The organism is Rhizobium hidalgonense (assembly GCF_005862185.2).
Classification (GTDB): Bacteria; Pseudomonadota; Alphaproteobacteria; order Rhizobiales; family Rhizobiaceae; genus Rhizobium; species Rhizobium hidalgonense.
Map to the genome: position 1 here is coordinate 1,583,211 of NZ_CP054027.1, position 24,045 is coordinate 1,607,255.

At 62.2% G+C, this 24,045-nt stretch carries 23 protein-coding genes, 1 tRNA gene and 1 pseudogene; 15 read left to right on the top strand and 10 right to left on the bottom strand.

Annotation, left to right across the window (positions count from 1 at the left end; translation table 11 throughout):
- Nucleotides 1-315 precede the first annotated feature (315 nt).
- Complete coding sequence (locus FFM81_RS07465) at nt 316-1,416, bottom strand: branched-chain amino acid aminotransferase (RefSeq protein WP_138385748.1); 1,101 nt, start codon at nt 1,414-1,416, stop codon at nt 316-318.
- Between the two features lie 307 nt (nt 1,417-1,723).
- Between FFM81_RS07465 and FFM81_RS07470 the strand changes: the two genes are divergently transcribed.
- Nucleotides 1,724-2,944, top strand: coding sequence for an aminotransferase-like domain-containing protein (locus tag FFM81_RS07470; RefSeq protein WP_138385749.1), 1,221 nt, complete (start codon nt 1,724-1,726; stop codon nt 2,942-2,944).
- Between the two features lie 131 nt (nt 2,945-3,075).
- Here FFM81_RS07470 and FFM81_RS07475 read toward each other — a convergent pair whose 3' ends face one another.
- From FFM81_RS07475 to FFM81_RS07485, 3 genes are all read right to left on the bottom strand, one after another.
- Entirely contained in the window at nt 3,076-4,119 is a 1,044-nt protein-coding gene (locus FFM81_RS07475) for a DUF2278 family protein (protein WP_138385750.1), read from the bottom strand.
- Nucleotides 4,120-4,218: 99 nt separating this feature from the next.
- Complete coding sequence (locus tag FFM81_RS07480; RefSeq protein WP_097534157.1) at nt 4,219-5,277, bottom strand: aldo/keto reductase; 1,059 nt, start codon at nt 5,275-5,277, stop codon at nt 4,219-4,221.
- A 218-nt stretch (nt 5,278-5,495) separates the two neighbouring features.
- Nucleotides 5,496-5,966, bottom strand: coding sequence for a MarR family winged helix-turn-helix transcriptional regulator (locus tag FFM81_RS07485; protein WP_003564717.1), 471 nt, complete (start codon nt 5,964-5,966; stop codon nt 5,496-5,498).
- 191 nt (nt 5,967-6,157) lie between these two features.
- Here FFM81_RS07485 and FFM81_RS07490 point away from each other — a divergent pair, with 191 nt between their 5' ends.
- From FFM81_RS07490 to FFM81_RS07525, 8 genes and pseudogenes are all read left to right on the top strand, one after another.
- Nucleotides 6,158-6,925, top strand: coding sequence for an alpha/beta fold hydrolase (locus FFM81_RS07490; protein ID WP_025416562.1), 768 nt, complete (start codon nt 6,158-6,160; stop codon nt 6,923-6,925).
- A gap of 104 nt (nt 6,926-7,029) precedes the next feature.
- A pseudogene (locus FFM81_RS07495) lies at nt 7,030-8,165 on the top strand (ABC transporter substrate-binding protein).
- 121 nt (nt 8,166-8,286) lie between these two features.
- Nucleotides 8,287-9,396 (top strand): endonuclease/exonuclease/phosphatase family protein, encoded by a 1,110-nt coding sequence (locus FFM81_RS07500; protein WP_003564712.1) that lies wholly within the window; start codon nt 8,287-8,289, stop codon nt 9,394-9,396.
- An 8-nt stretch (nt 9,397-9,404) separates the two neighbouring features.
- Complete coding sequence (locus FFM81_RS07505) at nt 9,405-10,175, top strand: NUDIX hydrolase (RefSeq protein ID WP_003564710.1); 771 nt, start codon at nt 9,405-9,407, stop codon at nt 10,173-10,175.
- Nucleotides 10,176-10,390: 215 nt separating this feature from the next.
- The gene (locus tag FFM81_RS07510; protein WP_003564708.1) at nt 10,391-11,302 is read left to right on the top strand and encodes a PhzF family phenazine biosynthesis protein; all 912 of its coding nucleotides are present in this window, start codon (nt 10,391-10,393) and stop codon (nt 11,300-11,302) included.
- 224 nt (nt 11,303-11,526) lie between these two features.
- Nucleotides 11,527-11,602, top strand: a tRNA-Lys gene (locus FFM81_RS07515).
- A gap of 155 nt (nt 11,603-11,757) precedes the next feature.
- A complete protein-coding gene (locus tag FFM81_RS07520; RefSeq protein ID WP_003564706.1) occupies nt 11,758-12,054 on the top strand; it encodes a hypothetical protein in 297 nt (98 codons plus the stop codon).
- 489 nt (nt 12,055-12,543) lie between these two features.
- Entirely contained in the window at nt 12,544-12,846 is a 303-nt protein-coding gene (locus FFM81_RS07525) for a hypothetical protein (RefSeq protein ID WP_128397984.1), read from the top strand.
- 351 nt (nt 12,847-13,197) lie between these two features.
- Here the strand turns inward: FFM81_RS07525 and FFM81_RS07530 are convergent, their stop codons facing one another.
- Nucleotides 13,198-13,512, bottom strand: coding sequence for a hypothetical protein (locus tag FFM81_RS07530; RefSeq protein ID WP_003564703.1), 315 nt, complete (start codon nt 13,510-13,512; stop codon nt 13,198-13,200).
- Between the two features lie 348 nt (nt 13,513-13,860).
- On the opposite strand from FFM81_RS07530, the gene FFM81_RS07535 reads away from it, so the two are divergent.
- Both FFM81_RS07535 and chrA read left to right on the top strand, forming a co-directional pair.
- The gene (locus FFM81_RS07535) at nt 13,861-14,676 is read left to right on the top strand and encodes a chromate resistance protein ChrB domain-containing protein (RefSeq protein WP_025416559.1); all 816 of its coding nucleotides are present in this window, start codon (nt 13,861-13,863) and stop codon (nt 14,674-14,676) included.
- Between the two features lies 1 nt (nt 14,677).
- Nucleotides 14,678-16,096, top strand: coding sequence for a chromate efflux transporter (chrA, locus tag FFM81_RS07540; protein WP_003564699.1), 1,419 nt, complete (start codon nt 14,678-14,680; stop codon nt 16,094-16,096).
- Nucleotides 16,097-16,179: 83 nt separating this feature from the next.
- Here the strand turns inward: chrA and FFM81_RS07545 are convergent, their stop codons facing one another.
- Nucleotides 16,180-17,511, bottom strand: coding sequence for a hemolysin family protein (locus FFM81_RS07545; protein ID WP_003564698.1), 1,332 nt, complete (start codon nt 17,509-17,511; stop codon nt 16,180-16,182).
- Between the two features lie 135 nt (nt 17,512-17,646).
- Nucleotides 17,647-18,030 carry a VOC family protein gene (locus FFM81_RS07550; RefSeq protein ID WP_097534230.1) on the bottom strand — a complete coding sequence of 128 codons (384 nt, stop codon included), beginning with the start codon at nt 18,028-18,030 and terminating at the stop codon, nt 17,647-17,649.
- A gap of 319 nt (nt 18,031-18,349) precedes the next feature.
- Here FFM81_RS07550 and FFM81_RS07555 point away from each other — a divergent pair, with 319 nt between their 5' ends.
- Nucleotides 18,350-18,676, top strand: a complete 327-nt coding sequence (locus FFM81_RS07555) for an RcnB family protein (RefSeq protein WP_097534160.1) — start codon at nt 18,350-18,352, stop codon at nt 18,674-18,676.
- Nucleotides 18,677-19,061: 385 nt separating this feature from the next.
- Here FFM81_RS07555 and FFM81_RS07560 read toward each other — a convergent pair whose 3' ends face one another.
- The 3 genes from FFM81_RS07560 to FFM81_RS07570 form a co-directional block, all read right to left on the bottom strand.
- Nucleotides 19,062-19,235, bottom strand: a complete 174-nt coding sequence (locus FFM81_RS07560; RefSeq protein WP_164895912.1) for a hypothetical protein — start codon at nt 19,233-19,235, stop codon at nt 19,062-19,064.
- Nucleotides 19,232-20,437 (bottom strand): zinc metallochaperone GTPase ZigA, encoded by a 1,206-nt coding sequence (zigA, locus tag FFM81_RS07565; RefSeq protein ID WP_128397983.1) that lies wholly within the window; start codon nt 20,435-20,437, stop codon nt 19,232-19,234. The genes FFM81_RS07560 and zigA overlap by 4 nt, the downstream gene beginning before the upstream one ends.
- Nucleotides 20,438-20,549: 112 nt before the next feature.
- Nucleotides 20,550-21,614, bottom strand: coding sequence for a zinc ABC transporter substrate-binding protein (locus FFM81_RS07570; protein WP_128397982.1), 1,065 nt, complete (start codon nt 21,612-21,614; stop codon nt 20,550-20,552).
- Nucleotides 21,615-21,715: 101 nt separating this feature from the next.
- Here FFM81_RS07570 and FFM81_RS07575 point away from each other — a divergent pair, with 101 nt between their 5' ends.
- Genes FFM81_RS07575 through FFM81_RS07585 form a run of 3 tightly spaced genes read left to right on the top strand, consistent with a single transcriptional unit; the run spans nt 21,716 to nt 23,863 of the window.
- The gene (locus tag FFM81_RS07575; RefSeq protein WP_138385751.1) at nt 21,716-22,660 is read left to right on the top strand and encodes an ATP-binding cassette domain-containing protein; all 945 of its coding nucleotides are present in this window, start codon (nt 21,716-21,718) and stop codon (nt 22,658-22,660) included.
- The gene (znuB, locus tag FFM81_RS07580) at nt 22,653-23,459 is read left to right on the top strand and encodes a zinc ABC transporter permease subunit ZnuB (RefSeq protein WP_025416554.1); all 807 of its coding nucleotides are present in this window, start codon (nt 22,653-22,655) and stop codon (nt 23,457-23,459) included. Before FFM81_RS07575 ends, znuB begins: the two co-directional genes overlap by 8 nt.
- A gap of 5 nt (nt 23,460-23,464) precedes the next feature.
- Nucleotides 23,465-23,863: a Fur family transcriptional regulator gene (locus FFM81_RS07585; RefSeq protein WP_003564680.1), complete on the top strand. Its 399-nt coding sequence runs from the start codon at nt 23,465-23,467 to the stop codon at nt 23,861-23,863.
- The last annotated feature ends 182 nt before the right edge of the window (nt 23,864-24,045 follow it).

The following is a 24,045-nucleotide window of genomic DNA, read 5'->3' on the forward strand; positions in this document are numbered from 1 at the left end:
CGCACATGCCGGTATTCGGCCATCCCAAGGGCCGGATTCCCATTCCCCACACTGTGATAGAAGCGTGGCCGGCCGTCGTCGAGCACCTGGGTCACAACAAAGCCAGTCTTTTTATCGATGTCGACGACGCGCTCGAGCCTTGAGCCGGGCATCGCGCGGGATAGCCGCATGATGGCGCTCGCAGTCGCATAGATGTTCGCATCGGCGGTGAGGATTTTGAGGGCTGCCGCCGGCCTGACGGCTTTGCAGGCGAGGCCGAGAGCGGCGCCCACCATGTCGCTGTCGGCGCCGCCGTTTGTGTGGAAGGTCTGGAGTTTAGGCCGGGATGAGGCGCGTCCAGCCGTGCTCGTCGTTCGTTACGCCCTTCTGCAGGCTGACGAGTTGTTGGCGCAGTTCGCTGGTCAGCTTGCCGGTCTGTCCGTCTCCGACGAGAAACTCGCCGCCGGCATGTCGAACCAGGCCGATGCCTGCGAGGACCGCGGCAGTGCCGCAAGCGAACGCTTCGACGAGCCTGCCGCTGGCGGCATCGTCCTGCCATTCCGAAAACGAGTAGGGGCGCTGCTCCACCCGCAAGCCCCGTTCTTCGGCGAGCACGATGACGGAGGCCCGGGTGATGCCCGGCAGGATCGTGCCGCCAAGGGGTGGGGTGACGATCGATCCATCGTTCATCACGAAGAAGACGTTCATGCCGCCGAGTTCCTCGACCCAGCGATGCTCCGCGGCATCGAGGAAGACGACCTGATCGCAACCCTTCTTCGACGCCTCGGCTTGCGCCACGAGGCTGGCTGCGTAGTTTCCGCCGCATTTTGCAGCGCCGGTGCCGCCGCTGGCTGCACGGGTGTATTCGGTCTCGACCCAGAGGGAGACGGCCTTCGCGCCGCCCTTGAAGTAGGCGCCGACCGGAGAGGCGATGACACAGAAGACATATTCCTGCGCCGGACGAACGCCGAGAAACGCCTCGTTGGCGAACATGAAGGGGCGAAGATACAGACTGGCGTCGCCCGAGGGTATCCAGTTCTTATCGACTCGGACCAGCTCTTCGACCGCCTTCAGGAACAGTTCTTCGGGCACAGGAGGCATCGCCATGCGGGCCGCCGACTGCGCGAAGCGCTGGGCGTTCTCTTCAGGCCGAAACAGCAGAATCCGGCCATCGTCTGCCTTGTAGGCCTTCATGCCTTCGAAGATTTCCTGGGCGTAGTGCAGCACGGCGCTTGCCGGATCGAGTTCCAGGGGGCGACGCGGCGTCACCTTCGCATCGTGCCAGCCCTTGTCGGCTGTCCATCGTGCCAGCACCATATGATCGGTGAAGATCTTGCCGAAGCCGGGTGTTTCCAGTGCCTTGATGCGATCGGCGTCGGGGACGGGAGACTTGTGGAATTCGATTGTGATTTCAGGAGAGGTCGACGTCGCGGTCATGCTGGCACCTTGATAGTCCATTGAATAATGGGCGGCACACTACTTCCCCCGGGCCGGTTTTGGAAAGGTCTGAATCGGCCGGTTTCGGCTTTTTGATCAGAGGAATAATCGCTCGGAGTGGCAAATTTTCACGCAACGGGGGGCGGGCCAGTTTGCGTGAAACCTCCCACGTCTGCCCAATTGCCCCAGGCTTTCGAATACCTAGTCTCCAAACTTTGTCGTAGTGACAAGAAAATAGGTCAGTATTGTTGACATAAATTTCCCCGCGTGATCAGCTGCGGATATTAGAAAATGCGAGGAAACCACCATGCTGAACTGGGACACCATGTTTGCGTCGCGCTCGTCGCGCATGCGCGCGTCCGAAATCCGCGAGCTCCTGAAGCTTCTCGACCGGCCCGATATTATTTCCTTTGCCGGCGGCATTCCCGATCCGGCGCTGTTTCCCGATCAGGAATTCAAGCAGGCCTATGCCGATATTTTCGATGGCGCTGCCGTCAATTCGGCGCTGCAATATTCGGTCAGCGAAGGCTACAAGCCGCTGCGCGAATGGCTGGTCCGGCAGATGGCCGATCTCGGCATCCCCTGCGAACTCGACAATGTCTTCATCGTCTCGGGCTCGCAGCAGGGGCTCGATTATCTCGGCAAGCTGTTCTTGTCGCCTGATGATACCGCGCTCGTGACATGGCCGACCTATCTTGGTGCGCTGCAAGCCTTCAACGCCTACGAGCCGACATACGACCAGCTGGCGCCGAACGGCAACCGGACGCCGGAGTCTTACCGCGCGGCCGCGGGTGCTGCCGGCGGCAAGGTGAAGTTCGCCTATCTCTCCGCCGACTTTTCCAATCCGACCGGCGAAACGGTCGATCTCGAGGGCCGCCGGAAGGTGCTGGCGCTCGCAGAAGAACTCGACATCGCCGTCATCGAAGACGCGGCCTATCAGTCGCTGCGGTACGACGGCGAGCCGATCCCGCCGATCCTGGCGCTCGAGATCGCAGAGAAGGGCGACATCAACAATACGCGCACGATCTACTGCGGCAGCTTCTCCAAGACACTGGCGCCCGGCCTTCGTGTCGGCTTCATCGTCGCCAATGCGCCCGTCATCCGCAAGCTGGTGCTGATGAAGCAGGCGGCCGACCTGCATTCCTCGACGATCAACCAGATGGCGATCGCTGATGTTGCCGAGCGTGGCTTCGATGCCCAGGTCGCCAAGATCAAGGCAGCCTACATGAAGCGCCGCGACTGCATGCTGGCAGCGCTCGAAAAATATTTGCCCGAAGGCACCAGCTGGACCAAGCCGGAAGGCGGCATGTTCATCTGGATCACGCTGCCGGAAGGCATGGACGGCGCCAAGCTCTTGGCGAAATCGCTCGAAACCGCCAAGGTCGCCTTCGTGCCGGGCAAGGCCTTCTTCGCCGACGGCTCCGGCGCCAACACATTCCGCGTCAGCTTTTCCTGCGCCAACGAGCAGATGATCGAGGACGGCATCGGCCGGCTGGGCGCGTTGATCTCGGCTGAGATTGGCGGGTGATCGCCGCAGGTTGAGGGGGAGATGCCCGGCGGGGCAGAGGAGTATTCCACAGCACCTTCGTTCCTATGGCGAACGCAGCAATGAAAGGATGCGAGCCTCTTGCCCTACAGCCGGATGCGCGCTTGCGCCAGTCAGAAGATCGTCGTCCAGCCCTCGTTTGCCGTCTCGCTCTTGCCGTAGCCGACGCGGTCGGCGACTGCGCCGTCGGTGTTGCGCAGGATGATGTCGCCGCCCCGGTTGGCGAGCTGCGGGCCGCCGGCGGCGGCATCGAGCGATATGGTGCGTAGCTCGCCTGCATCAAGCGTTCCCGACAGCGTCTGGGTCCTGCCGTTTTCGCCCTCCAGCGTCCAGCCGTCGAGCGATGCCGCCATGTCTGAGCGGTTGATGATCGTCACCGTCTCGGCCTCGGCGCCGTCTTCGCCGTTCACCGGGTTGATCAGCGCGGCGAGGATGCGCAGCGACGAGGCGACGACCGGCTGCGGCCGGCGGGTGCCTTCGCCGCGGCCCTGGCCGCGGCGGCTGTCGGAGACGGGATGGTCGGTCTGCGCATCGGTGTTCCAGTTCTGCGACTGGAAGCAGAGGAAGATCGCCGCCCATTCGTCGGTATCGTTGAAATGGACGAGCAGGGCGCCGTCCTGGTTCGGCCCATTGGTGGCCTTGAAGCTGCCGCCGTCACCCTGGTTCATGTGGATGTCGTGAATGCCGTAGCCCGGCTCGAAATCGAAATATTGATCGGGCTTGTTGTTTTCGGGCCCCCAGGCCCCGCCGAAGGCATAGAAATGGATATCGGCATTGGCAATGCCTTCCTCGACGATCGGCTCGATGAACTCGCGCAGATCGTTCTTCGGGCCGGAGAGCTGGAAGGGCGCGACATCCATGTCCTCTCGCTCGATCAGCCCGCCACGGACATAATCGATCGCCAGCTCCCGACGGTCCTTGCCGATGTCGGTCAGGCCCATCGGCAGCTCTTCGAGTGCTTGCGTCAGCGCCGGGTGCTTGAAATCGACGATGTTGGCATAGAGCAGGTCGTGCGGCGATTCCTTGGAGCGGACGTTGAGCGCGATGCGATAGCTGATGCCGTTCGCCTCGATGCGGATCTCGATGTGGGGATCGTTGTCGTCGTCAAGAGCGAGTGCGCTCGCCGTACCCTTCAGGACTTTGTAATTCTTCAGCATGGCGAACCTCGCGTGAGTAGCGGGCTCTTACGCTAACACGGCGAAAGTGCATCTTTTATGACGCTAACTTTCACCGTGCAATGCGTGATCCATGCTTGCCTATTGCTGGAGATGCGGGCCGAAAAGCTCGAGATCGGCTTCACCAAACCTGTCGCTCGCGGTGTTCAGCTGATGCCAGTAGGGATAGATCACCGGCGGCAGGCTGACGGCGTCGAGGCGTTCGCGCTCCTCTACCGTGAGCTTCAGTTCGGCGGCGGCGATATTATCGCGGAACTGGGCTTCGGTGCGCCCGCCGATGATGACTGACGTGACCGCCTTGCGGCCGATCAGCCAGGAGAGCGCCACCTGTGCTGCGGAAACGCCGCGCTCCTCGCCGATCGCCACCAGCGTCTCGACGATGTTCCAGAGGCGGTTCTCGTCACGGATCGGCGGTTCGGTCCAGCCGGCGAACTGGCGCGTGCCCTCGGGGGCAGCCTGGTTGCGGCGGTGTTTGCCGGAAAGCAGGCCGCCGGCGAGCGGGCTCCAGACCAGCACGCCGAGGCCCTGGTCGATCGAAATCGGCAGCAACTCGTATTCGGCATCGCGGGCCTCCAGCGTGTAATGGATCTGCTGGCTGACGAAGCGCTGGTAGCGGTGTTCATTGGCAATGCCAAGCGCCTTCATGATGTGCCAGCCGGAATAGTTTGAGCAGCCGACGTAACGCACCTTGCCCTGCGTGATCAGCGTGTCGAGGGCTTCCATCGTCTCTTCGAGCGGCGTCTGGCCGTCCCATTCATGCACCTGATAGAGGTCGATGACATCGGTCTTCAGGCGCTTAAGGCTCGCCTCGCATTCGCGGATCAGGTGGTAGCGCGACAGGCCGCGGTCGTTCGGGCCGTCGCCCATGCCGAATCTTGCCTTGGTGGCGAGCAGCACGCCCTGCGGCCGCTTGCCGGCCAGCGCCTCGCCGATGATGTTTTCGCATTCGCCGTTGGAATAGGCATTGGCGGTGTCGATCAGGTTGATGCCGGCGTCGATGCATATGTCGATCATCTTCTTCGCCTCGGAGGTGCCAAGATCGCCGACCATCTTCGCCCAGCCGACGCCGCCGAAAGTCATCGTGCCCATGGTCAAAGTCGAAACCTTCAGGCCGGAACGGCCAAGCAGACGATATTCCATTGAAACTCCTCCTTCATCGAAACGGGATTGACGTCTCTCAACGCGGTAGAATGACAGTGGTGGCGTGTTCACGCCTGCGTGAGGGGTAGGCAGGATTGCGGGCGCTGAGACTCCGATCGGTCACGGGCCGTTGGGCCACGCGGCAGATCGTACAATATGGAATCGGCTTGTCGATGGAAATCGTCCTGGCGTGGCGACGACGTGAACGCCGCCTTGGCTCAGGTCTCGTCCTTGTCCTTCTTGTGAATGTTGTCGCGGAGCGACGCGATCGTATCGCGAATCTTGCTCACGGTCTCGGCGTCGAGACCGACGGCTTTGCCGATGCAGTCGAACACATGGCCGGCACGGCTCTTGAGGGCCAGTCCCTTCTGCGTCAGACGCAAGAGCACCTGGCGCTCATCGGCGGGATTTCGGTTGCGGGTGACGAGGCCGACATTTTCAAGTCGCTTCAAGAGCGGGGTGAGGGTGCTGGAGTCAAGGAAAAGAGTCTCGCCGAGATCCTTCACCGTGCGATCGTCGCGAGTCCACAGGGCGGTCATGACGAGGAATTGCGGATAGGTCAGATCCAGCTCGTCGAGCAGGGGGCGGTAAAGCTGGTTGAAGGCGTGGCCTGCCGAATAGATTGAAAAACAAAGCATTTCTTCGATCATCGGCACGTCGGCGAGATCATTCGTTCCGGTGTTTTTCATCACGCTCTCCTCTCACTTCAATATAATTTGTGCGCGATCTATTTGCAAGCTATTGACGTCGCAAACAAGGTTGGCTATTTATATAGCGCACAAGAAAATCGCTTACAAATTAAATGTCCGGAGGGAGCTTGTTGACGCCTGTCGCTCCCGGTTCGGCTCCCAATGCTCAACCGATGAAGGAAAAATGACCCATGTTCAAGTTTGCTGCTGTCGCCGCCCTGGCGGGCGCTCTTCTTTCCGGTGCTGCCGTCGCTCAGCCGGCCAAGCCGACCGTCGTCCTCGTTCACGGTGCTTTTGCCGATTCATCCAGCTGGAATGACGTCGTCGAAATCCTGCGTAAGGACGGCTTCCCGGTCGTGGCTGCCGCCAACCCGCTGCGTAGCGTCTCGAGCGACGCCGCCTATGTTTCCGATGTCGTCGGCAGCATTGCCGGCCCCGTCGTCCTCGTTGGCCATTCCTATGGAGGCCAGGTAATCTCGACCGCCGCGAACGGCCATGACAACGTCAAGTCCCTGGTCTATGTCGCGGCCTTCGCGCCGGATGCAGGGGAATCGGTTGCGGATCTCGCCGGCAAATTTCCCGGCGGCACGCTGGGTCAAGCACTTGGCGCCCCGGTGAAACTCAGCGCAGGCGGCGTCGATCTCTATATCGACCAGGCCAAATTCCATGACCAGTTCGCCAGCGACGTGCCGGCCGAACAGGCGGCCCTGATGGCGGCGGCGCAACGGCCGGTTACTGACGCGGCCCTCAACGAAAAGTCGGGCGAGCCGGCCTGGAAGAAGCTGCCGTCGTGGTTTGTCTACGGCACCGGCGACAAGAACATCCCGGCCGCGGCCCTCGGCTTCATGGCCGAGCGAGCAGGTTCGAAGCACACTGTCGTGGTCGACGGTGCTTCCCATGTCGTGATGGTTTCGCAGCCGCAGAAGGTGGCGGAACTCATCGAAGAGGCCGCGAAGTAACGCCAGCGCGGCGTATAGGGTGCAGCGCAGCCGCTGCGCCCTGTCACATCTCTGTCAACGACCCCTAATAAGGGAGGGGGAAGCAATTCCCGAGGACCCCTCCCATGAAGACGATCGTTTCCGCCGCAGCTCTTCTCGCCGCGAGCCTCTTTGCCATTCCGGTTTCGGCCGCAAATCTCGTTCTCTACACCAGCCAGCCGAACGAAGACGCGCAGGCGACGGTCGATGGTTTCATGGCCGCCCATCCCGATCTCAAGGTCGACTGGGTGCGCGACGGCACCCCGAAGATCATGGCGAAGCTGCAGGCTGAAATCCAGGCCGGCAACCCTGTCGCCGATCTCCTCCTCATCGCCGACGTCGTGACGCTGGAGCGCCTTAAGGAAGACGGCAAGCTGCTCGCCTACAAGTCGCCGGAGGCTGCTCAGTACGACGCCGCCCTCTATGACGCCGACGGCTATTATTACTCCACCAAGCTGATCACCACCGGAATCATGTACAACACCTCGGCGGCGATGAGGCCGACGAGCTGGAAGGACCTGACGAAGCCGGAAGCCAAGGGCCTCGTCACCATGCCGAGCCCGCTCGCTTCGGGTGCCGCCCTCATTCACGCTCAGACGCTGGCCGCCGTTCCCGGCCTCGGCTGGGATTTCTACAAGTCGCTTGCTGAGAACGGCGCAATCGCCGCCGGCGGCAACGGCGCCGTGTTGAAGTCGGTCGCCTCGGGCGAAAAGGCTTACGGCATGGTCGTCGATTACCTGCCGATCCGCGAGAAAGCCAAGGGCGCTCCGGTCGAGTTCGTCTTCCCGAGCGAAGGTGTATCGGCCGTCACCGAACCGGTCGGTATCCTCGCCAGCACCAAAAATGCCGATGCCGCCAAGAGGTTCGTCGATTACGTGCTCTCCGAAAAGGGCCAGGAAGGCTTTCTCAAGCTCGGCTACATCCGGCCCGCAACGGCATGAAGCTGCCGGAAGGTTTTCCGGCGCGCGACACCATCAAGGTCCTGCCGATCAAGGCCGCAGAGGCGCTCAAGAATGCCGCCGATATTCTGGTGCGGCCGGAGGATGTGATCATCGGCGGCGAGGGGGCTCCGGCGACCGTCGAAGCCGTGCTGTTCGAGGGCGAACGTTACGCGGTCAAGCTGACGCTCGGCAACGGCCAGACGCTGCGCGTCTTCAGCCGTGTGGCTGTCGTGCCCGGCGATGCGGTGCGCGTCGTCATCCGCGCGGGGTGGCGGCTTTGATGGAGGCAAGCAATTGCATCTGGGGCTGTAAAAGGGGCAGTTATCCGCATTTTTCTTGGCCCTGCCATCTTTTCCTGCGGCTTTTGCTGGATAAGGTACCGCACGCAACCGGACCTTTGCCATGTCGCTTCGCCTCGCCACCTTCAACGTCGAAAATCTGCTCACCCGTTTCGATTTTACCGGCTTCCGCAACCAGCTGCGCCAGGACCGGGTCATCAAGCTTTTCCAAGTGTCGAGCGAGGGCGTCTACCAGCAGCTCGAGCAGGCGCGAGTGATCGCCGCGACCGACGACACCCGGCAGATGACGGCGCTGGCGATCGCCGATGCGGATGCCGATATCCTCTGCCTGCAGGAGATCGACAATATGGCCGCCCTCCAGGCCTTCGAATACGGCTATCTCTTCCGCATGGTCGGAAACGGCTACCGGCAGAAATATCTGGTCGAGGGCAATGACAGCCGCGGCATCGATGTCGCCGTCTTGATGCGCGAGGAAACGCGCGACGGCCAGAAGATCGAACTCAGGGACATCCGCAGCCATGCGATGACGACTTATCGCGACCTCGATCTCTTCGACGAGGAGTTGGCGCTGACCAACCGCATCGACGACAAGATCTTCAAACGCGACTGCCTGGAGCTCGACCTTCTGATCGGCGGCCGGCCGTTTTCGCTTTACGTCGTGCATTTCAAATCGATGGGCAATCCGCGCGACGGGCTGGATGGGCGGCAATCGACGATGCCGATCCGCCGCGCCGAGGCACGCGCCGTGCGCCGGATCATCGAAGATCGCTTTGGTGCCGATCAGGCAGGCACCAAGAGCTTTGCCATCTGCGGCGACATGAACGATTATCAGGAGCGCGTCGATGTCATCGGCCGCCGCGGCACCAGCTATCGTTTCGAGCATCAGGTGGAGGCCGAAAGCGCGCTCGACGTTTTCAGCCATGACGGCTTTGCGGAAAACGTCGTGCGCCGGCGCGAGGCTCTCGACCGCTGGACGCTCTATCACACGCGCGGGCCGCAGGAGCAGTGGCTCTGCCAGCTTGATTATCTCTGGCTTTCGCCTGATCTCGCCGCCCATAATGCCGGCCGTCTGCCCGAAATCATCCGCAGTGGCCAGCCCTATCGCACCATCTTCCCGCCGGGGCAGGAGGTGGAGCGTTATCCCCGCACCGGCTGGGACCGGCCGAAGGCGTCCGATCACTGCCCCGTCGTCATGACACTGGATCTTCCCTGAAAGCGACCATGAAAACCAATTTGAACATGAATTTTGCAAACAGCGATTTCCCCGACGATTTCGCCGGCTGGCCGCCGGAAGCCACCGTCTTCCCGATCGCCGGCGTGGATCTGCGCGTCCTGCCCGGCAGCCATCCCTTCGTCCTTGCCGAGCAAGCGGCGATCCGCGAGAACTGGGCCAAGGAAACGGCCGCCAACCCGGCGCTCTTCGATGGGCGCCTGGTGTTCCAGCAGCGACTGTCGTTCGGCGAAGACGGGATTTCCGGCGAGGGTTATGCCACTCCCTTTTCCGCCTTCATGTACTGGCGCCGCCAGCCAGAGCGTCAGGGCGGCATCCACATCTTCGCCTATCCGATATTGGAAAGCGCCGACGGCGCGCTGGTGGCGATCCGCATGGGCGCCCATACCGCCAATCCCGGTCAGGTCTATTTCGCCGCCGGCTCGCTGGAGCCCGAGGACATCGTCGATGGGCGCTGCGACATCGAAGCGAATATGCGCCGCGAGGTCCATGAGGAGACAGGCCTCGATCTTTCGGATGCCGTGGCGGGGCAGGGTCTCTATGCCAGCCACGCCAATCGGACGGTGACGCTCATGCGCCTCTTCCGCTTCGACATGACGGCAGTCGAGATGGTAAAGCGGATCGAGGCCCACATGCTGGTCGCCGAAGACAAGGAGATCGCTGGCGCGGTGGCGATCCGCTCGGCTGATCATGCAGCCTATCCCTATAACGTCGCCATGCTGCCGGTGATCGACTGGTATTTCGGCAAGGCGGGCGCTTAAGAGGCGGCTGGAGAGAGGGCGCGGCATTCTTGACCAAGCGCTATTGTCAGCGCGGCATCCTCCAACGCCCCCTATCCTGAGGCGCGCAGGCCAAAGGCGGAGCCTCGAAGGACACGCTCCAGCTTGGCTCCTTGCATCCATCTGACTTACCGCCTTGCACTCGGCCGTTTGGTCGGGCAGGTTGGCGGCGCGATGACCGATTCAAGGAGGCCGATGTGGCGCGAAGCTACAGCGTCTATGACGTGTTCACCGATCGAAAGCTTGCGGGCAACCCGCTGGCGGTGATCTTCGACGCAGACGATCTCAGCGACGAGGTGATGCAGGCGATCACCCGGGAGATCAATCTCTCCGAGACGGTGTTCGTGCAGCCTTCGAGCAACCCCGCCTATGCGGCAAAGCTCAGGATCTTCACGCCGGGGCGTGAGCTGCCGTTTGCCGGCCATCCGACGGTCGGCACGGCGGTGGCGCTGGCTGAACGGGCGCATGGCGCGGCGACGCTCGATCTCGTGACGGTGCTTGAGGAAAATGTCGGGCCGGTGCGCTGTGCTGTGCGGCTGAGGGAGGGCGAGGCGAGCTTTGCCGAATTCGACCTGCCGCGGAAATCGCAGCCGGCCGTCATGCCGCTCGACAAGCTCGGCATGGCCGACGCGCTGTCGCTGAAGGTAACAGAGATCGGCTTCGAAAATCACGTGCCGTCGGTCTGGAGCGCCGGCGTTCCCTTCCTGCTCATTCCGGTGCACGATGTCGGAGCCGCGCAGCGGGTGGAATTCGATCCGCAGCTCTGGGAAAAGATCGTGCCCTTCGTCGAGGGTGCGCTTGCTTCGGCCTATGTCTATTGCCGCGGCGGTGTCAACCACGTCGCCAAGTTCCATGCGCGCATGTTCGCAAGCGCCATGGGTATCGTCGAAGATCCGGCCACCGGTTCGGCGGCGGCGGCACTCTCCGGCGCGATCCACCATTTCGACCGGCTGACGGACGGGCATCACCCGATCATGATCGAGCAAGGCGTCGAGATGGGCCGGCCATCCTTCATCCATCTGCATATCGATGTCGACGGCGGGACGATCTCCAATGCGCGGATCGGCGGCCAGGCGGTGCGGCTGGCGAGCGGCACGCTCGATCTTTGATTTTATAAGAGATGCCGTCCGTCCGAGGGGACGCGCGGCACTCTATCGCTTTGAATCTGCGCATAATCCTTTCCGAAACTCGATTCCGGTTTGCCGGATTGTGCCCAGCATTTCAGCCATGCCGAAAAATCTTCGCGATTAACCAAAGAAATTTCGCCGATGCGCTGGACAAGCCTGCCGATCCTGTTTATACGCCCCGTCACACCGCGCAGCCAAGCGCGAACGGGTGATTAGCTCAGTTGGTAGAGCAGCTGACTCTTAATCAGCGGGTCGTAGGTTCGAGCCCTACATCACCCACCAAATCTCTTGAAAAGATTGATGTTTTCGAATTCAGGCCGGGTTTTCCGGCCTGTCGGAAATTTTCGCGGAAGCGGGCGAGATAGTCCGATTTGTACGCAAGTGTGGCCGCCTCGATACGCGCGCCCTATCTTCGTCTTGCATGTCGGGAGGGGTCCATGAGAAGCGTCATTTTTGCGATCGCCCTGTCTCTGCCGGTGCCGGCCTTTGCCGCCGGCGTGATCAACGTCAAAGCAAGCGATCATAGCTGCGGCGAGATTGCGCAGATCATTCGCCAGAGCAAAAAGGTGTTTGTCCGCGTCGGCTTCGGCGGCCGCAGCTTCCGTTATCCGCCGGCCCAGTGCAGCCTGGGCGACAAACGCACCACGACCAGTTTTCGCGATGCCGAGGGAAAGCAGTGCATTCTCGACTATGCCTGCGTCCTCGACCCCGCCTCGTCCTATAACTTCCCTTGATAGTCGAACGGCAGGATTGGCGCCTCAGTCGCGGTCGGTCGGCTTCACGCCGAGGAGCCAGAGGGCTCCAAGGATGAAAATCACCATGGCCGCCATCGCCGCCATGGGCGATGCGTAGTCCGAGAAAGAGTGTGTCGAGGGCGGCGAAATGTATGGCCGCAACGGCAAGCCTTGTGGCGATCAGAAGGGAAAGGGCGCCGTTTCTGGCGTATCGGCCAATCCTGTGCCAGTCATAAGGCGCATCATTCTGAGGCGCCGGAGCGGCCTCGATCCGCTTTCTTTCGGGGTAATGCGGGGCGCTTGCGTCCAAAGGTCGGTTTCATGGCCCGTAGGATAGGCGAAGCATCTTAACGGATCGGGATGTGCGCTGGCACGATCGATTGCGCGACAAATTTTGTCCGGGCGGTTAAAGGCTATTATTCAAGGCGTTGGCGCTGGCGGCATCGACGCGTGTGCTCTATCTCCATCCTCTGATGTTCAGGAGTTTCCATGAAAAACCTTGTTCTGGCCGTCGCGCTGTTGCTTCCCTCCACAGGCCTTGCTGCCGAGGCGGTGGAGGTTAATGCCAGGGATCATAGCTGCGGGGAGCTTGCGCAGATCATCCGCCAGGACAAGAAGGTCTTCGTGCGCATGGGTTTCGGTGGCCGCAGTTTCCGCTATCCGCCGGCGAGATGCAGTCTGGGCGATAAATACGACACCGCGAGGATCAAGGACGGCGACGGCAAGCTCTGCCTGCTCGACTATGAGTGCGTCTACGATCCGCAATCCTTCTATAACAGGATTCCCAAATAAGTCTCTGAGCCAAATCTTGGCGAATTCGTCGAGTCTGCGAAGGCCGAGTCGGTTGGGCGATGAAGGACAACAAAAAAGGCCGGGCGACATTCGCACCGACCTTCCTCGATTTATCTCGACCACGGCTGCCAGTACATCCGTGGTCAGCCGTCGGAGACAAGCTCGATAACTGAAATGTAAGTCTTGTTCGACGAGGTTCAAGGGCTGCTGGCAAAAGATGCCCCCGTGCCGGCACATAGCCCCGAAAGCAGGGATCGTTTCCGGATCATGGCCATCAAAAGCGTGGACCATCCCTGGCGTGTCGGATACGGCACGCCAGGGATGCTTCCAGCTTCTATGCGCCGAGCAGGGTTACTGCTGGGCAGGGGCGGCCGGCGGAGTGGCTGGTGCGGGTGCCGGTGCCGGTGCGGGCGTTGCGCTGTTGTCGGTCGGGGCGATCGGCTTGACCGGCGCAGGCTCGGATTGAGTCGTGGAGGCTGTCGTATCCGGAGATGTGCCGGGGGTGCTCCACTGCGAATAGGCGAATGCAGCGACAGCGATCACGGCCAATGCAGCGACCCAGACAACCCAGGTATTATTGGTGCGCGGGCTCGGCGTGGTGCGCAGATCCAGATTTGGGTTCAGCGGGCGGTTGGGGTCGTTGGCATTATTGGGGTCGTACGTCATGGTACTTTCTCCTCTTTCGGTGACAGAAGAATGCCGAAGTGGGCTTTTTGTTCCATGTCGGGACTGAAGCGCCTGTATTGGCAGGAATTTTAGCGTGAGGGCGGTGCGCGCAAGCAGCGTTTTGGCAGTTCGAGGAGCCTTTGGCGGGAGGGCTGCAATGAGCAAGGCTGCGCTGCCCCTTCGAGGCTCCGCCCCTCGACGTGCCGCGCGATCGCAGGGCCACAGCTGAAGCGCGTGCTTGACAGGGCGGGGTCCGTTTGCCAATGCTTCTGTATGGGGTTGCGATCACCCCACGAGGCGCCATGCTGAAGAATCGCGTCCAGTAACCCGATCAACGGAGGACGCGTCATGCCGTCATTTCTCGAAATTTCTCCCGACAAGCTCAACCGACTCATCGGAACGCCCGGTGCGCCTGCCATCGTCGACGTCCGCACGGAGGAGGATTTCGCGCTCGATCCGCGCCTTGTGCCGGGCTCGATCCGGCGCACCCATGCCGACGTTACATCCTGGGCTGATAGCATCGATGCGGATGCCGTCGTGGTGGTCTGCCAGAGGGGTGCCAAGCTCAGCCACGGCGTCGCCGCTTATCTCAGACATGCCGGGATCGACGCGGAAAGCCTCGAAGGCGGCTTCGAAGCATGGATCGCCGGCGGGCTGGCGGTGCCCGAAGCAAAGCTGCCGCGCCGAGACGCACAAGGACGCACCGTCTGGGTAACGCGGTCGCGGCCGAAGATCGACCGCATTGCCTGTCCCTGGCTGATCCGGCGCTTCGTCGATCCGGATGCCGTCTTTCTGTTCGTGCCGACCTCCGAGGTTCTTGCGGTCGGCGACCGCTTCGAGGCCGTGCCCTTCGATATAGAAGGCGTGTTCTGGAGCCATCGCGGCGAGCTTTGCACCTTCGACGTGATGATCGAGGAGTTCGGCCTGGCATCGGCGCCGCTGCTGCACCTCGCAAGGATCGTCCGGGCGGCCGACACCGCAAGGCTCGATCTCGCACCCGAAGCATCAGGCCTGCTTGCCGCTTCGCTCGGCCTGTCCAGAATGTATTCCGACGATCTGGAGCAGCTCGAGGCTGGGATGCTTCTCTACGACGCCTTTTACCGCTGGTGCCGTGATGCGACCGAGGAAACCCACAACTGGCCCTCGCCGAAGAAAGGGGCGTGAGATGGCAGAGATGACAGGCAGTACGCCTGCCGGCGAGACGGCGGAGAAGGACGCGGGCGAGGGGCATCACGGTGTCGCGTTCGCCGATGCCTTCAGGGTGTGGCTGCGCGTCGCGGCCTTGAGCTTCGGCGGCCCGGCCGGCCAGATCGCCGTCATGCACCGGATCGTCGTCGACGAGAAGCGATGGATCGGTGAGCACCGTTTCCTGCATGCGCTGAATTACTGCATGCTGCTTCCTGGGCCGGAGGCGCAGCAGCTGGCGATTTATATCGGCTGGCTGATGCATCGCACGCTGGGCGGCCTCGTGGCCGGCATTCTGTTCGTGCTGCCGGGCTTTCTGTCGATCCTCGGCCTCAGCTATATCTACGCGGCCTACGGCAATGTCGGCATCGTTGCCGGCCTGTTCTTCGGGCTGAAGGCAGCGGTGCTTGCCGTCGTCGTGCAGGCGGTGATCCGCATCGGCGGCCGGGCGTTGAAAAATCGGGTGATGGTCGGCATCGCGGCCGCGGCCTTCATCGCCATTTTCTTTCTGCACGTGCCGTTCCCGCTGATCGTGCTTGCCGCCGGCATCGCGGGTTTCCTCGGCGGCAGGCTCGGGCTTGCCGCCTTCCAGGCGGGCGGCGGCCACAAGGCCGGAAGCGGCCCGGTGCTCTCCGATGCCGAGTCGGCGCTCGGCGAGGGCATCCCAGCGCACGCGCGTCCTAACCTTGCCTGGTCACTGCGCATGTCGGCGGTGCTGCTCGCCCTCTGGATCGTGCCAGTCGCGGCGCTCTATCTCGCCTTTGGGCCGGGCAACGTCCTTACCGAGATCGGTCTGTTCTTCAGCAAGATGGCGGTCGTGACCTTCGGTGGGGCCTATGCGGTGCTGGCCTACGTCGCGCAGCAGGCCGTGCAGCATTTCGGCTGGCTGAAACCCGGCGAGATGCTCGACGGCCTCGGCATGGCGGAGACGACGCCGGGGCCACTGATCATGGTCGTGCAGTTCGTCGGCTTCATGGGCGCCTATCGCGATCCGGGAGCGCTGAACCCGATGCTGGCCGCCACGCTCGCGGCGATGCTGACGACTTGGGTGACCTTCGTACCCTGTTTCCTCTGGATATTTCTCGGCGCGCCGTTCATCGAAAAATTGCGCGGCAATGTCGCGCTCGCAGGCGCAATGTCGGCGATCACGGCGGCGGTGGTCGGGGTCATTCTCAACCTCGCCATCTGGTTCGGCCTGCATACGCTGTTTGCCGAGGTCGCGAGCGTCAGCCTCGGAGGCTTGCGGCTCGATATCCCCGTGCTGCAATCGGCCGTGCCGGCGGCAATGGCGCTGTCTGCCGCCGCGGCAATCGCGATCTTCCGGTTCAAGACGTCGGTCATCACCACCTTGCTTGCCTGTGCGATATCGGGAATGCTCTGGACGCTGGCGGTAGGCTAAAGCATGTCGCGCTTTGCGGTAACGACATGCGTAAAAACAAGAGCTAAAGCGCAAAGACCGAATCTGAAAGATCGCGACGCGCTTTAGGCTTCCGCCCCGTCCGCAGGGATGCGCGTCGCCAGCATCTTGTCAATGCGCATGCCGTCCATATCGAGCACTTCGAAGCGCCAGCTATCGAAGACGAAGGTTTCGCCGGCTTCGGGGATGTGCTGGAGCTGATGCAGCGCGAAGCCCGCAAGCGTATGAAAATCGGCATCCGGACGATCGCGCAGGCCCAGCCTTTCGAAGGCGTCGAAGGCCGGCATCATCGCATCGATCAAGAGCGATCCGTCTTCCCGCACGACGATGTCCGGCTCTTCGTTGGATCCCGGCAGGTCGCCGGCGATGGCTTCGAGCAGGTCGGTCTGGGTGACGATACCCTCAAGGCTGCCATATTCATCGATGACGATGGCAAGCCGCACGGGCGAGGCCTTGAAACTGTCGAGCACGCGCACGACCGAGGTGCCCTCGTGCAGCACCAGCGGCTGCTTGATCACCTCCATCGGCCGGACCTTGCCGCCGTCGAGAACCTGGTCGAGAAGGTCCTTCTTCAATACCATGCCGATCGGTTCGTCGATCGAGCCGCGGGCAACCAGCAATTGTTCGTGGCTGCATTCACGGATGGTCTTCAGGATCTCGGCCTCGCTGTCGTCGGCATCGAACCATTCGATATCGAGACGCGGGGTCATGATGTCGGAGATCGGCCTGTCGCCGATGTTGAAGACCCGCTCGACGAGCTGCTGCTGCACCTGGTTGAGAAGCCCGGCTTCCTGGCTTTCGGCAACCAGCAGCTTGAGCTCCTGCGGCGAATGGAACGACGATTCCCCGGTTCCGGCGCGGAGACCGACGGCGCGCAGCACGAAATTGCCCATGCCGTTCAGGGTATAAATTGCCGGCTTGAACAGCACCAGAAAGAGCCCCAGCGGACGTACCACGGCAAGCGAGGTGGCTTCGCTGCGCTGAAGCGCCAGGCTTTTCGGCGCCAGTTCGCCAAGCACGATGTGGAGAGCCGTGATGATGACGAAGGCAATGACGATGGCGACGGTATGCGCGCCTGTTGCCGCCCATTGCCCGGGCAGCCAGGACAGCAGAGGCTCGATCAGGTGGGCAAGCGCCGGCTCGCCGACCCAGCCGAGCGCCAGCGACGAGATGGTGATGCCAAGCTGGGTGGCGGCGAGGTTGGCGTCGAGATTGTCGACGGCGCGCTGGAGGGCGGAGGCATTCATGCGGCCTGCTGCGGCAAGTTCGGTGACACGGCTGCGCCTGACCGACACCAGCGCGAATTCCGCGGCGACGAAGAAGCCGTTGGCGGCGACAAGAAGAAGCACGGCGAGTATCCCGACATAGTCGAAGACCCCGCCCGCGGATTCGGACATGTTTTCCCTACCTCTGAATTGATCCGAGTCCGAAACTACACGCTCGGGCAGAGGTAGCAAGGCGGGGCGGCCATTCTTCCCTTGGGATGCCGGGTGCCGGCCCGCCAGGTCAGGATCATGCGCGCGCCTCAGCAATCATCTCTTCGGCGCTTCGAAGAGTTCGATCGGGTTTCCGGCCGGGTCTTCGAGCAGGATCTGCTTGCCGCCGATGCCCTGGACGATTTCATTGCGAAAACGCGCGCCGGCCTGACGCAGTTTTGCGACCTCCGCTTCCAGGTCCGCGACTTCGATCTGGATGCGATTCCATCCGCCGGGCTCCGGCGTTCGCCCGTCGGGCATTGCCTGGGACGCGCCGCCCGGCCCCACCATGCCGCTGACGAGCAGACGAAAACCGTCCCTGGTCAGGATGGCAAAGGTGGGGGCGGGGTGAAGCGCGACCGAGAAGCCGAGATGCCTCGTGTAAAATTCCAGCGCCGCGTCGACGTCGTCGACGATGTAGCGCATGCTGATGCCAGGCATGGTTTCCTCCATCATCTTTTGCTTTGTCTCGAACGGCCCTTCGCGACGTTCGAACGCGCTAAGGCCAGGATGGGATGCGGGCAAGACGCTTGATGATTTTGAATCTGCGCTCATTCCTTCCGAAAATCGAATCCGATCTGCAGGACGCCGCGCCGACTTGGCCAAAGCCGCCGTCGTCAAGATGCGTAAGCTTCATCTAAAATACGAGAGTCTGGCCTCAACGCCGCGGATTCCATTACGAAAGTTTAATTTAAGTTTCAGTTTCGGTTCATCTTTTCAGCCCTAGTTTGTTCCTGTGCCCAACACTGAGGAACCCCAAATGAAAAAGATTTTTGCAGCTCTTCTTTCAGCCTCCTTCCTTCTCTCGCCGATGGTTGTCTCCCAGGCCAGCGCCGACGATTATCGCCGTCCGCCCGTCGTCGTGCACAAGAAGGTGGTCGTTCAGAAGACGGTCGTCCGGCCGCATTGGAAGAAGGGATACCGCGTCAACGCCAGCGAGCGCCGCCGGTTCCACGACGTCAACGACTACCGCCGCTACCGTCTGGCACCGCCGCCGCGCGGCTATCGCTGGGTTCGGGCAGACAACGACTACCTGCTGATCGGCGTCACCAGCGGTGTGATCTCCAGCATCAGTGCCGGGCGCTGATCGGTGCAAGGATGAGGGCGGCTGAGGCCGCCCTTTTCGGTTTTGAGACGAAGGGACGAAAGGGCGTGCCGTGTGACACCCCCCTCTGCCCTGCCGGGCATCTCCCCCACAAGGGTGGAGATCGGCAGGAGGCTTGACCATCGCTCTTCTCTCTACTGGTATCGACAATCGCCATGTTTTAGTTGTTTGGGGAAGCCCTCACGCCCAGCCGATCTCCACCCTTGTGGGGGAGATGGCCGGCAGGCCAGAGGGGGGTGCCATGCACGCCGACGCCGAAGGAAGGAGAGGCCGGTGACTTGCCCAAAACCAGGCGTGCTCGCTGATGAGACGTCTCTCGTCTGCGCCAGTTCGTTCATGCCTTTCGCTCATCCTCCAGCCGTTCCCGTCACCCCTGCCTGCCTGGCATCACCCGTTCGGCGATGATGCCGAGCAATCCCCTTATCTTCCGCGCCGTCTCATCCGCAGTCTCATGCGTCGACGGATGAAGCCCCTCGATCGGCGGCAACGGGTCACACTCCGTGCAGACGCAGCGGTAGGGTTTGATTGCCGTCGCCTTCATGCCGCCTGGCGGCTCCAGCTGGCGAAGGGGTCGGGCAGGTTGCGCCAGCGCTCGGGCGCGAAGACCTCGGTCTCGATGAGGCAGGCGTCGAGTTCTCTCCTGATCCAGGCCTCGTCCATCGGGTCGGCGCCGATGAAGACGATTTCCTGGCGGCGGTCGCCCCAGATGGGGTCGAGATAAGGGCCGATGGCGCGCATGAAGCCCGGTTCGTCGGGCCATTGTTCACGGGGTACGGCCGCCCACCAGAGACCCATCGTGCCGGTGCGCACGATCGCGCCGGCCTGGCTGACTTCGCCGACATGGTGCGGGCGCGTTGCCAGCCAGAAGAAGCCTTTGGCGCGCACCACGCCCGGCCAAGTCCTATCGAGGAAAGCCTGCAGCTTCGCCGGATGGAAGGGCCGTTTCTCGCGATAGACGAAGGAGCGGATGCCGTATTCCTCGGTTTCCGGCACATGGTCGCGGAAGCCGTGCAATTCCTTGTACCAGAGCGGATGTGTCTCGGCCCTGTCGATATCGAAGCGGCCGGTGCCGAGCACCTCTTTGAGCGCCACCTTGCCGAAATCCGCCTCGATCAGCCTCGCACCCGGGTTGAGGCCGGTGATGATTTTCCGCGCTGCGTCGCGTTCCGTCTCGCTTGCCGTGCCGATCTTGTTCAGCACCACGACATCGGCGAATTCGATCTGCTCGACCAGCAGGTCGACGATGGTTCTGGTATCGCCTTCGCCTGCCGTTTCGCCGCGGTCGGCGAGGAAATCGGCCGAGGCGTAGTCGGCGAGCAGATTGGCGGCGTCGACGACGGTCACCATCGTATCGAGCCTTGCAACGTCGGAAAGGCTCTGTCCGTTCTCGTCGCGGAATTCGAAGGTGGTGGCGACCGGCAGCGGCTCGGCGATGCCGGTGGATTCGATCAGCAGATAGTCGAACCTGCCCTGGGTGGCGAGATCGCGCACCTCCTTCAAGAGGTCGTCGCGCAGCGTGCAGCAGATGCAGCCATTGGTCATCTCGACCAGTTGCTCCTCGGTGCGAGAGAGATTGGCGCCGCCATCGCGCACGAGGGCGGCATCGATATTCACCTCGCTCATATCGTTGACGATGACGGCGACGCGCATGCCTTCGCGGTTGCCGAGCACATGATTGAGCAGCGTCGTCTTGCCGGCACCGAGAAAGCCGGAGAGCACCGTGACCGGAAGTCTGTTGTCCATGAAACCTCGCACATTTAATGTTATATCATTACAATGTTGTGGCCGAAAAAAAGGCGGAACGGGGTCATCCGCCTCTTTCCGCCTCAGCTCTCCCCGAAGCGCCGCATGACAATCATGCGTTGGAGAGGCAATCCTTCATGCTCTCGGCGATGCCGCGCATGAGGGTGAAATAGAGATCGGGACCGGCCTTCAGCGTTGCCGCTTCGGGGTCGAGCACGCCGGATCTGGCGTTCGTGCCCTCGATAACGACATTGACGAGGCGCGGCTCGAATTGCGGTTCGGCAAAGACGCAGGTGGCGCCGAGTTCGCCGACCTTGCGGTGGATTTCCGAAACGCGCTCGGCACCGGGAATGGTTTCCGGGCTGACGGTGATCGAACCGGCGACGCGGATGCCGTAGCGGTGCTCGAAATACTGGTAGGCGTCGTGGAAGACGATGAAGGGCTTGTCCTTGACGGGAGCGACGGTGGCGGCAATTTCCTTGTCCAGCGCCGTCAGCTTATCATCAAGCGCCTTGGCATTGGCCTGGTAGGTCAGCGCATTGGCGGGATCGGCGGCGACCAGCGTCGTGGTGATGACGGCAGCCATGGCTTTGGCATTCATCGGGTCGAGCCAGAGATGCGTGTCGAAGGCGCCATGCGCATCGTCACCGTCTTGTCCGTGACTACTGTCATGTCCTTGATCATGCCCGGAGTCGGCGGCATGGTCGTGATCCGCACCTTCGGCGGAAGCGCCATGGTGCTCATCACCATCCTCATGCGGCTCGAAGGCGCCGCCTTCGCGGAAGGGCAGTTTGACGAGGCCGGGGGCATTGTCGAGTTCGGCGATGCTGGCGTTCGAGCCCAGCGCTTGCAGCGGCTTTTGCAGGAAAGCCTCGAGACCGGGCCCGGTCCAGAAGATCACCTTGGCTTCCTGCAGCGCGCGCGCATTCGACGGCTTGAGGCTGTAGGTATGCGGGGAGGCGGCGCCGTCGACGATCAGTTCGGGTTCACCCACACCCTGCATGATCGCCGCAACCAGCGAATGGATCGGCTTGATCGAGGTGACGACGACCGGCGTGTCGGCCGCCCGCATGGTGCCGGCAAAGAGCAAGGCGGGGACCGCCAGCGCCGGGAGAGTGAGGGCGACCGGAATTCTAAAGGCCAGGATCTTCAGGGCTGGGCCCAGGGTGCGTTTCATCGAATGCTCCGCTTGAATTGCAGATGTTATGTTATTACATCAATTGCGTTATGCTATAACGTGTGCAATAGCAGGATGCAACAGCGCTGTCGGAAAATTTGATGTTCTCTCCCGCAAATACGAAGGGCGAACCGCTGGTTTCGCTCGAAAATGTCGGCGTTCTCAGAAGCGGCCGCTGGCTTGTGCGCGGCGTGGAATTTTCCGTCTCGCGCGGCGAGATCGTCACGCTGATCGGGCCGAACGGCTCCGGCAAGTCGACCAGCGCCAAGGCGGCGATCGGTGTACTGAAGCCGAATGAGGGCAGGGTGGAGCGTCTCGCCGGCCTGAAGGTCGGCTATGTCCCGCAGAAGCTTGCGATCGACTGGACGCTGCCGCTTTCAGTGCGGCGGCTGATGACGCTGACCGGCCCCCTGCCGGAACGTGACATGCGTGCGGCACTCGAAGCCGCCGGTATCGACCATATGCTTGACGCCGAGGTGCAGCATCTCTCCGGCGGCGAATTCCAGCGGGCCCTGATGGCGCGCGCCATTGCCCGCAAACCTGATCTGCTCGTGCTCGATGAGCCGGTACAGGGTGTCGATTTCTCCGGCGAGATCGCGCTCTATGATCTGATCAAGTCGATCCGCAACGCCAGCGGCTGCGGCATCCTGCTGATCTCGCACGATCTCCACGTCGTCATGGCCGAGACCGACACGGTCATCTGCCTCAACGGCCATGTCTGCTGCCGCGGCACGCCGGAAGCCGTCAGCCGCAGCCCGGAATATGTGCGCCTGTTCGGCAGCCGGGCGGCGCAGACGCTCGCCGTCTACAGCCATCACCATGACCATACACACCTGCCGGATGGGCGCGTGCAGCATGCCGACGGCACCGTGACCGATCATTGCCATCCCGACGACGGGCATCACGCTCATGCTGGCCATGAGCACGCTCATGCTGGTCATGAGCACGCGCATGAAGGTCATACGCACGCTCATGATCATGACGATCACCATGGCCATGAGCACTCGCACGCGCATTCCCACAGTGGGGAGGGCCGCCATGCTTGACGATTTCTTCCTGCGAGCCATCCTCGCCGGCGTCGGGCTGGCGCTGACGACGGGACCGCTCGGTTGCTTCATCATTTGGCGGCGCATGGCTTATTTCGGCGATACGATTGCCCATTCGGCGCTGCTGGGTGTAGCACTTTCGCTGCTCTTCGAACTCAATCTGACGCTGGCGGTCTTTGCCGTCGCAGCCCTCGTATCGGTGCTGCTGCTCTTCCTGCAGAAGCGCCAGGCGCTGTCGGCCGATGCGCTGCTCGGCATCCTTTCGCACGCGACGCTGGCGATCGGCCTCGTCATGGTCGCCTTCATGAGTTGGGTGCGGATCGATCTCATTGCCTTCCTGTTCGGCGACATCCTCGCGGTTTCCTCGACCGACATCGCGCTGATCTGGGGTGGTGGGCTCTTTGTGCTTGCGGCAATGGCCTGGCTCTGGCGACCGCTGCTGGCGGCGACCGTCAATGCCGAGCTTGCCGAGGCCGAGGGTCTGAGGCCGGAGCGGGCGCGACTGTTCTTCATGCTTTTGATGGCCGTCGTCATTGCCATTGCCATGAAGATCGTCGGCATCATGCTGATCACCTCGCTGCTGATCATTCCGGCGGCTGCGGCCAGGCGGTTTTCGTCGACGCCGGAGATCATGGCGGTGCTCGCCTCGGTCATCGGCGCAGCCGCCGTCGTCGGCGGGCTGTTCGGCTCGCTCAGCTACGACACGCCCTCGGGTCCCTCGATCGTGGTCGCGGCGCTGATCCTCTTCATTTTCAGCCTGCTTCCCCTCAGGCGGCACCGCGCGGTCATGCAAGGATAAGGCTTATGACAACACCGCAACTCACCAAGAACCAGTCGCTGGTTTTCGACGTGCTCGAAAAGGCCGAAGGGCCGCTCAGCGCCTATACCATCCTCGACAAGCTGCGCGACCACGGCTTTCGGGCGCCGCTGCAGGTCTACCGGGCGCTGGAAAAGCTGCTCGAATACGGCGTCGTGCACCGGCTGGAAAGCATCAATTCCTTCGTCGCCTGCGCCCATCCGGGCGATGACTGCCACAGCCACGGCATCGTCGCCTTCGCCATCTGCGAAAGCTGCGGCCAGGTGATGGAATTCCACGACCACGAGGTCGACCACCGCCTGATGGGCTGGGTGCGAGGGCAGAAATTCAAGCCGGAGAAGACGACGATCGAGATCCGCGGTCTGTGCGAGGCTTGTGCGGCGTAAAGCGTGCGTGCCGGAATAAGCGCTTCGCCTCCCTCATCGCTATGCTTGTCGCGGGAATCCATTTATCGCGCGTCCCAGCGGTGAATGGCTCGCATGAAAGCAAAGAGTCTTTCGCCTTATCTTCCCAAAAGTGGTGGTGCCCTCAACGTGACAAAAGATGAGGCCGGAAAACCGGCCTCATC

Excerpts from the sequence above, each read along its gene's own strand:
- FFM81_RS07465 (WP_138385748.1), bottom strand. The coding sequence starts at position 1,416 with ATGACCGCGACGTCGACCTCTCCTGAAATCACAATCGAATTCCACAAG.
- FFM81_RS07470 (WP_138385749.1), top strand. The coding sequence starts at position 1,724 with ATGCTGAACTGGGACACCATGTTTGCGTCGCGCTCGTCGCGCATGCGC.
- FFM81_RS07475 (WP_138385750.1), bottom strand. The coding sequence starts at position 4,119 with ATGCTGAAGAATTACAAAGTCCTGAAGGGTACGGCGAGCGCACTCGCT.
- FFM81_RS07480 (WP_097534157.1), bottom strand. The coding sequence starts at position 5,277 with ATGGAATATCGTCTGCTTGGCCGTTCCGGCCTGAAGGTTTCGACTTTG.
- FFM81_RS07485 (WP_003564717.1), bottom strand. The coding sequence starts at position 5,966 with ATGAAAAACACCGGAACGAATGATCTCGCCGACGTGCCGATGATCGAA.
- FFM81_RS07490 (WP_025416562.1), top strand. The coding sequence starts at position 6,158 with ATGTTCAAGTTTGCTGCTGTCGCCGCCCTGGCGGGCGCTCTTCTTTCC.
- FFM81_RS07500 (WP_003564712.1), top strand. The coding sequence starts at position 8,287 with ATGTCGCTTCGCCTCGCCACCTTCAACGTCGAAAATCTGCTCACCCGT.
- FFM81_RS07505 (WP_003564710.1), top strand. The coding sequence starts at position 9,405 with ATGAAAACCAATTTGAACATGAATTTTGCAAACAGCGATTTCCCCGAC.
- FFM81_RS07520 (WP_003564706.1), top strand. The coding sequence starts at position 11,758 with ATGAGAAGCGTCATTTTTGCGATCGCCCTGTCTCTGCCGGTGCCGGCC.
- FFM81_RS07525 (WP_128397984.1), top strand. The coding sequence starts at position 12,544 with ATGAAAAACCTTGTTCTGGCCGTCGCGCTGTTGCTTCCCTCCACAGGC.
- FFM81_RS07530 (WP_003564703.1), bottom strand. The coding sequence starts at position 13,512 with ATGACGTACGACCCCAATAATGCCAACGACCCCAACCGCCCGCTGAAC.
- FFM81_RS07535 (WP_025416559.1), top strand. The coding sequence starts at position 13,861 with ATGCCGTCATTTCTCGAAATTTCTCCCGACAAGCTCAACCGACTCATC.
- chrA (WP_003564699.1), top strand. The coding sequence starts at position 14,678 with ATGGCAGAGATGACAGGCAGTACGCCTGCCGGCGAGACGGCGGAGAAG.
- FFM81_RS07545 (WP_003564698.1), bottom strand. The coding sequence starts at position 17,511 with ATGTCCGAATCCGCGGGCGGGGTCTTCGACTATGTCGGGATACTCGCC.
- FFM81_RS07550 (WP_097534230.1), bottom strand. The coding sequence starts at position 18,030 with ATGCCTGGCATCAGCATGCGCTACATCGTCGACGACGTCGACGCGGCG.
- FFM81_RS07555 (WP_097534160.1), top strand. The coding sequence starts at position 18,350 with ATGAAAAAGATTTTTGCAGCTCTTCTTTCAGCCTCCTTCCTTCTCTCG.
- FFM81_RS07560 (WP_164895912.1), bottom strand. The coding sequence starts at position 19,235 with ATGAAGGCGACGGCAATCAAACCCTACCGCTGCGTCTGCACGGAGTGT.
- zigA (WP_128397983.1), bottom strand. The coding sequence starts at position 20,437 with ATGGACAACAGACTTCCGGTCACGGTGCTCTCCGGCTTTCTCGGTGCC.
- FFM81_RS07570 (WP_128397982.1), bottom strand. The coding sequence starts at position 21,614 with ATGAAACGCACCCTGGGCCCAGCCCTGAAGATCCTGGCCTTTAGAATT.
- FFM81_RS07575 (WP_138385751.1), top strand. The coding sequence starts at position 21,716 with ATGTTCTCTCCCGCAAATACGAAGGGCGAACCGCTGGTTTCGCTCGAA.
- znuB (WP_025416554.1), top strand. The coding sequence starts at position 22,653 with ATGCTTGACGATTTCTTCCTGCGAGCCATCCTCGCCGGCGTCGGGCTG.
- FFM81_RS07585 (WP_003564680.1), top strand. The coding sequence starts at position 23,465 with ATGACAACACCGCAACTCACCAAGAACCAGTCGCTGGTTTTCGACGTG.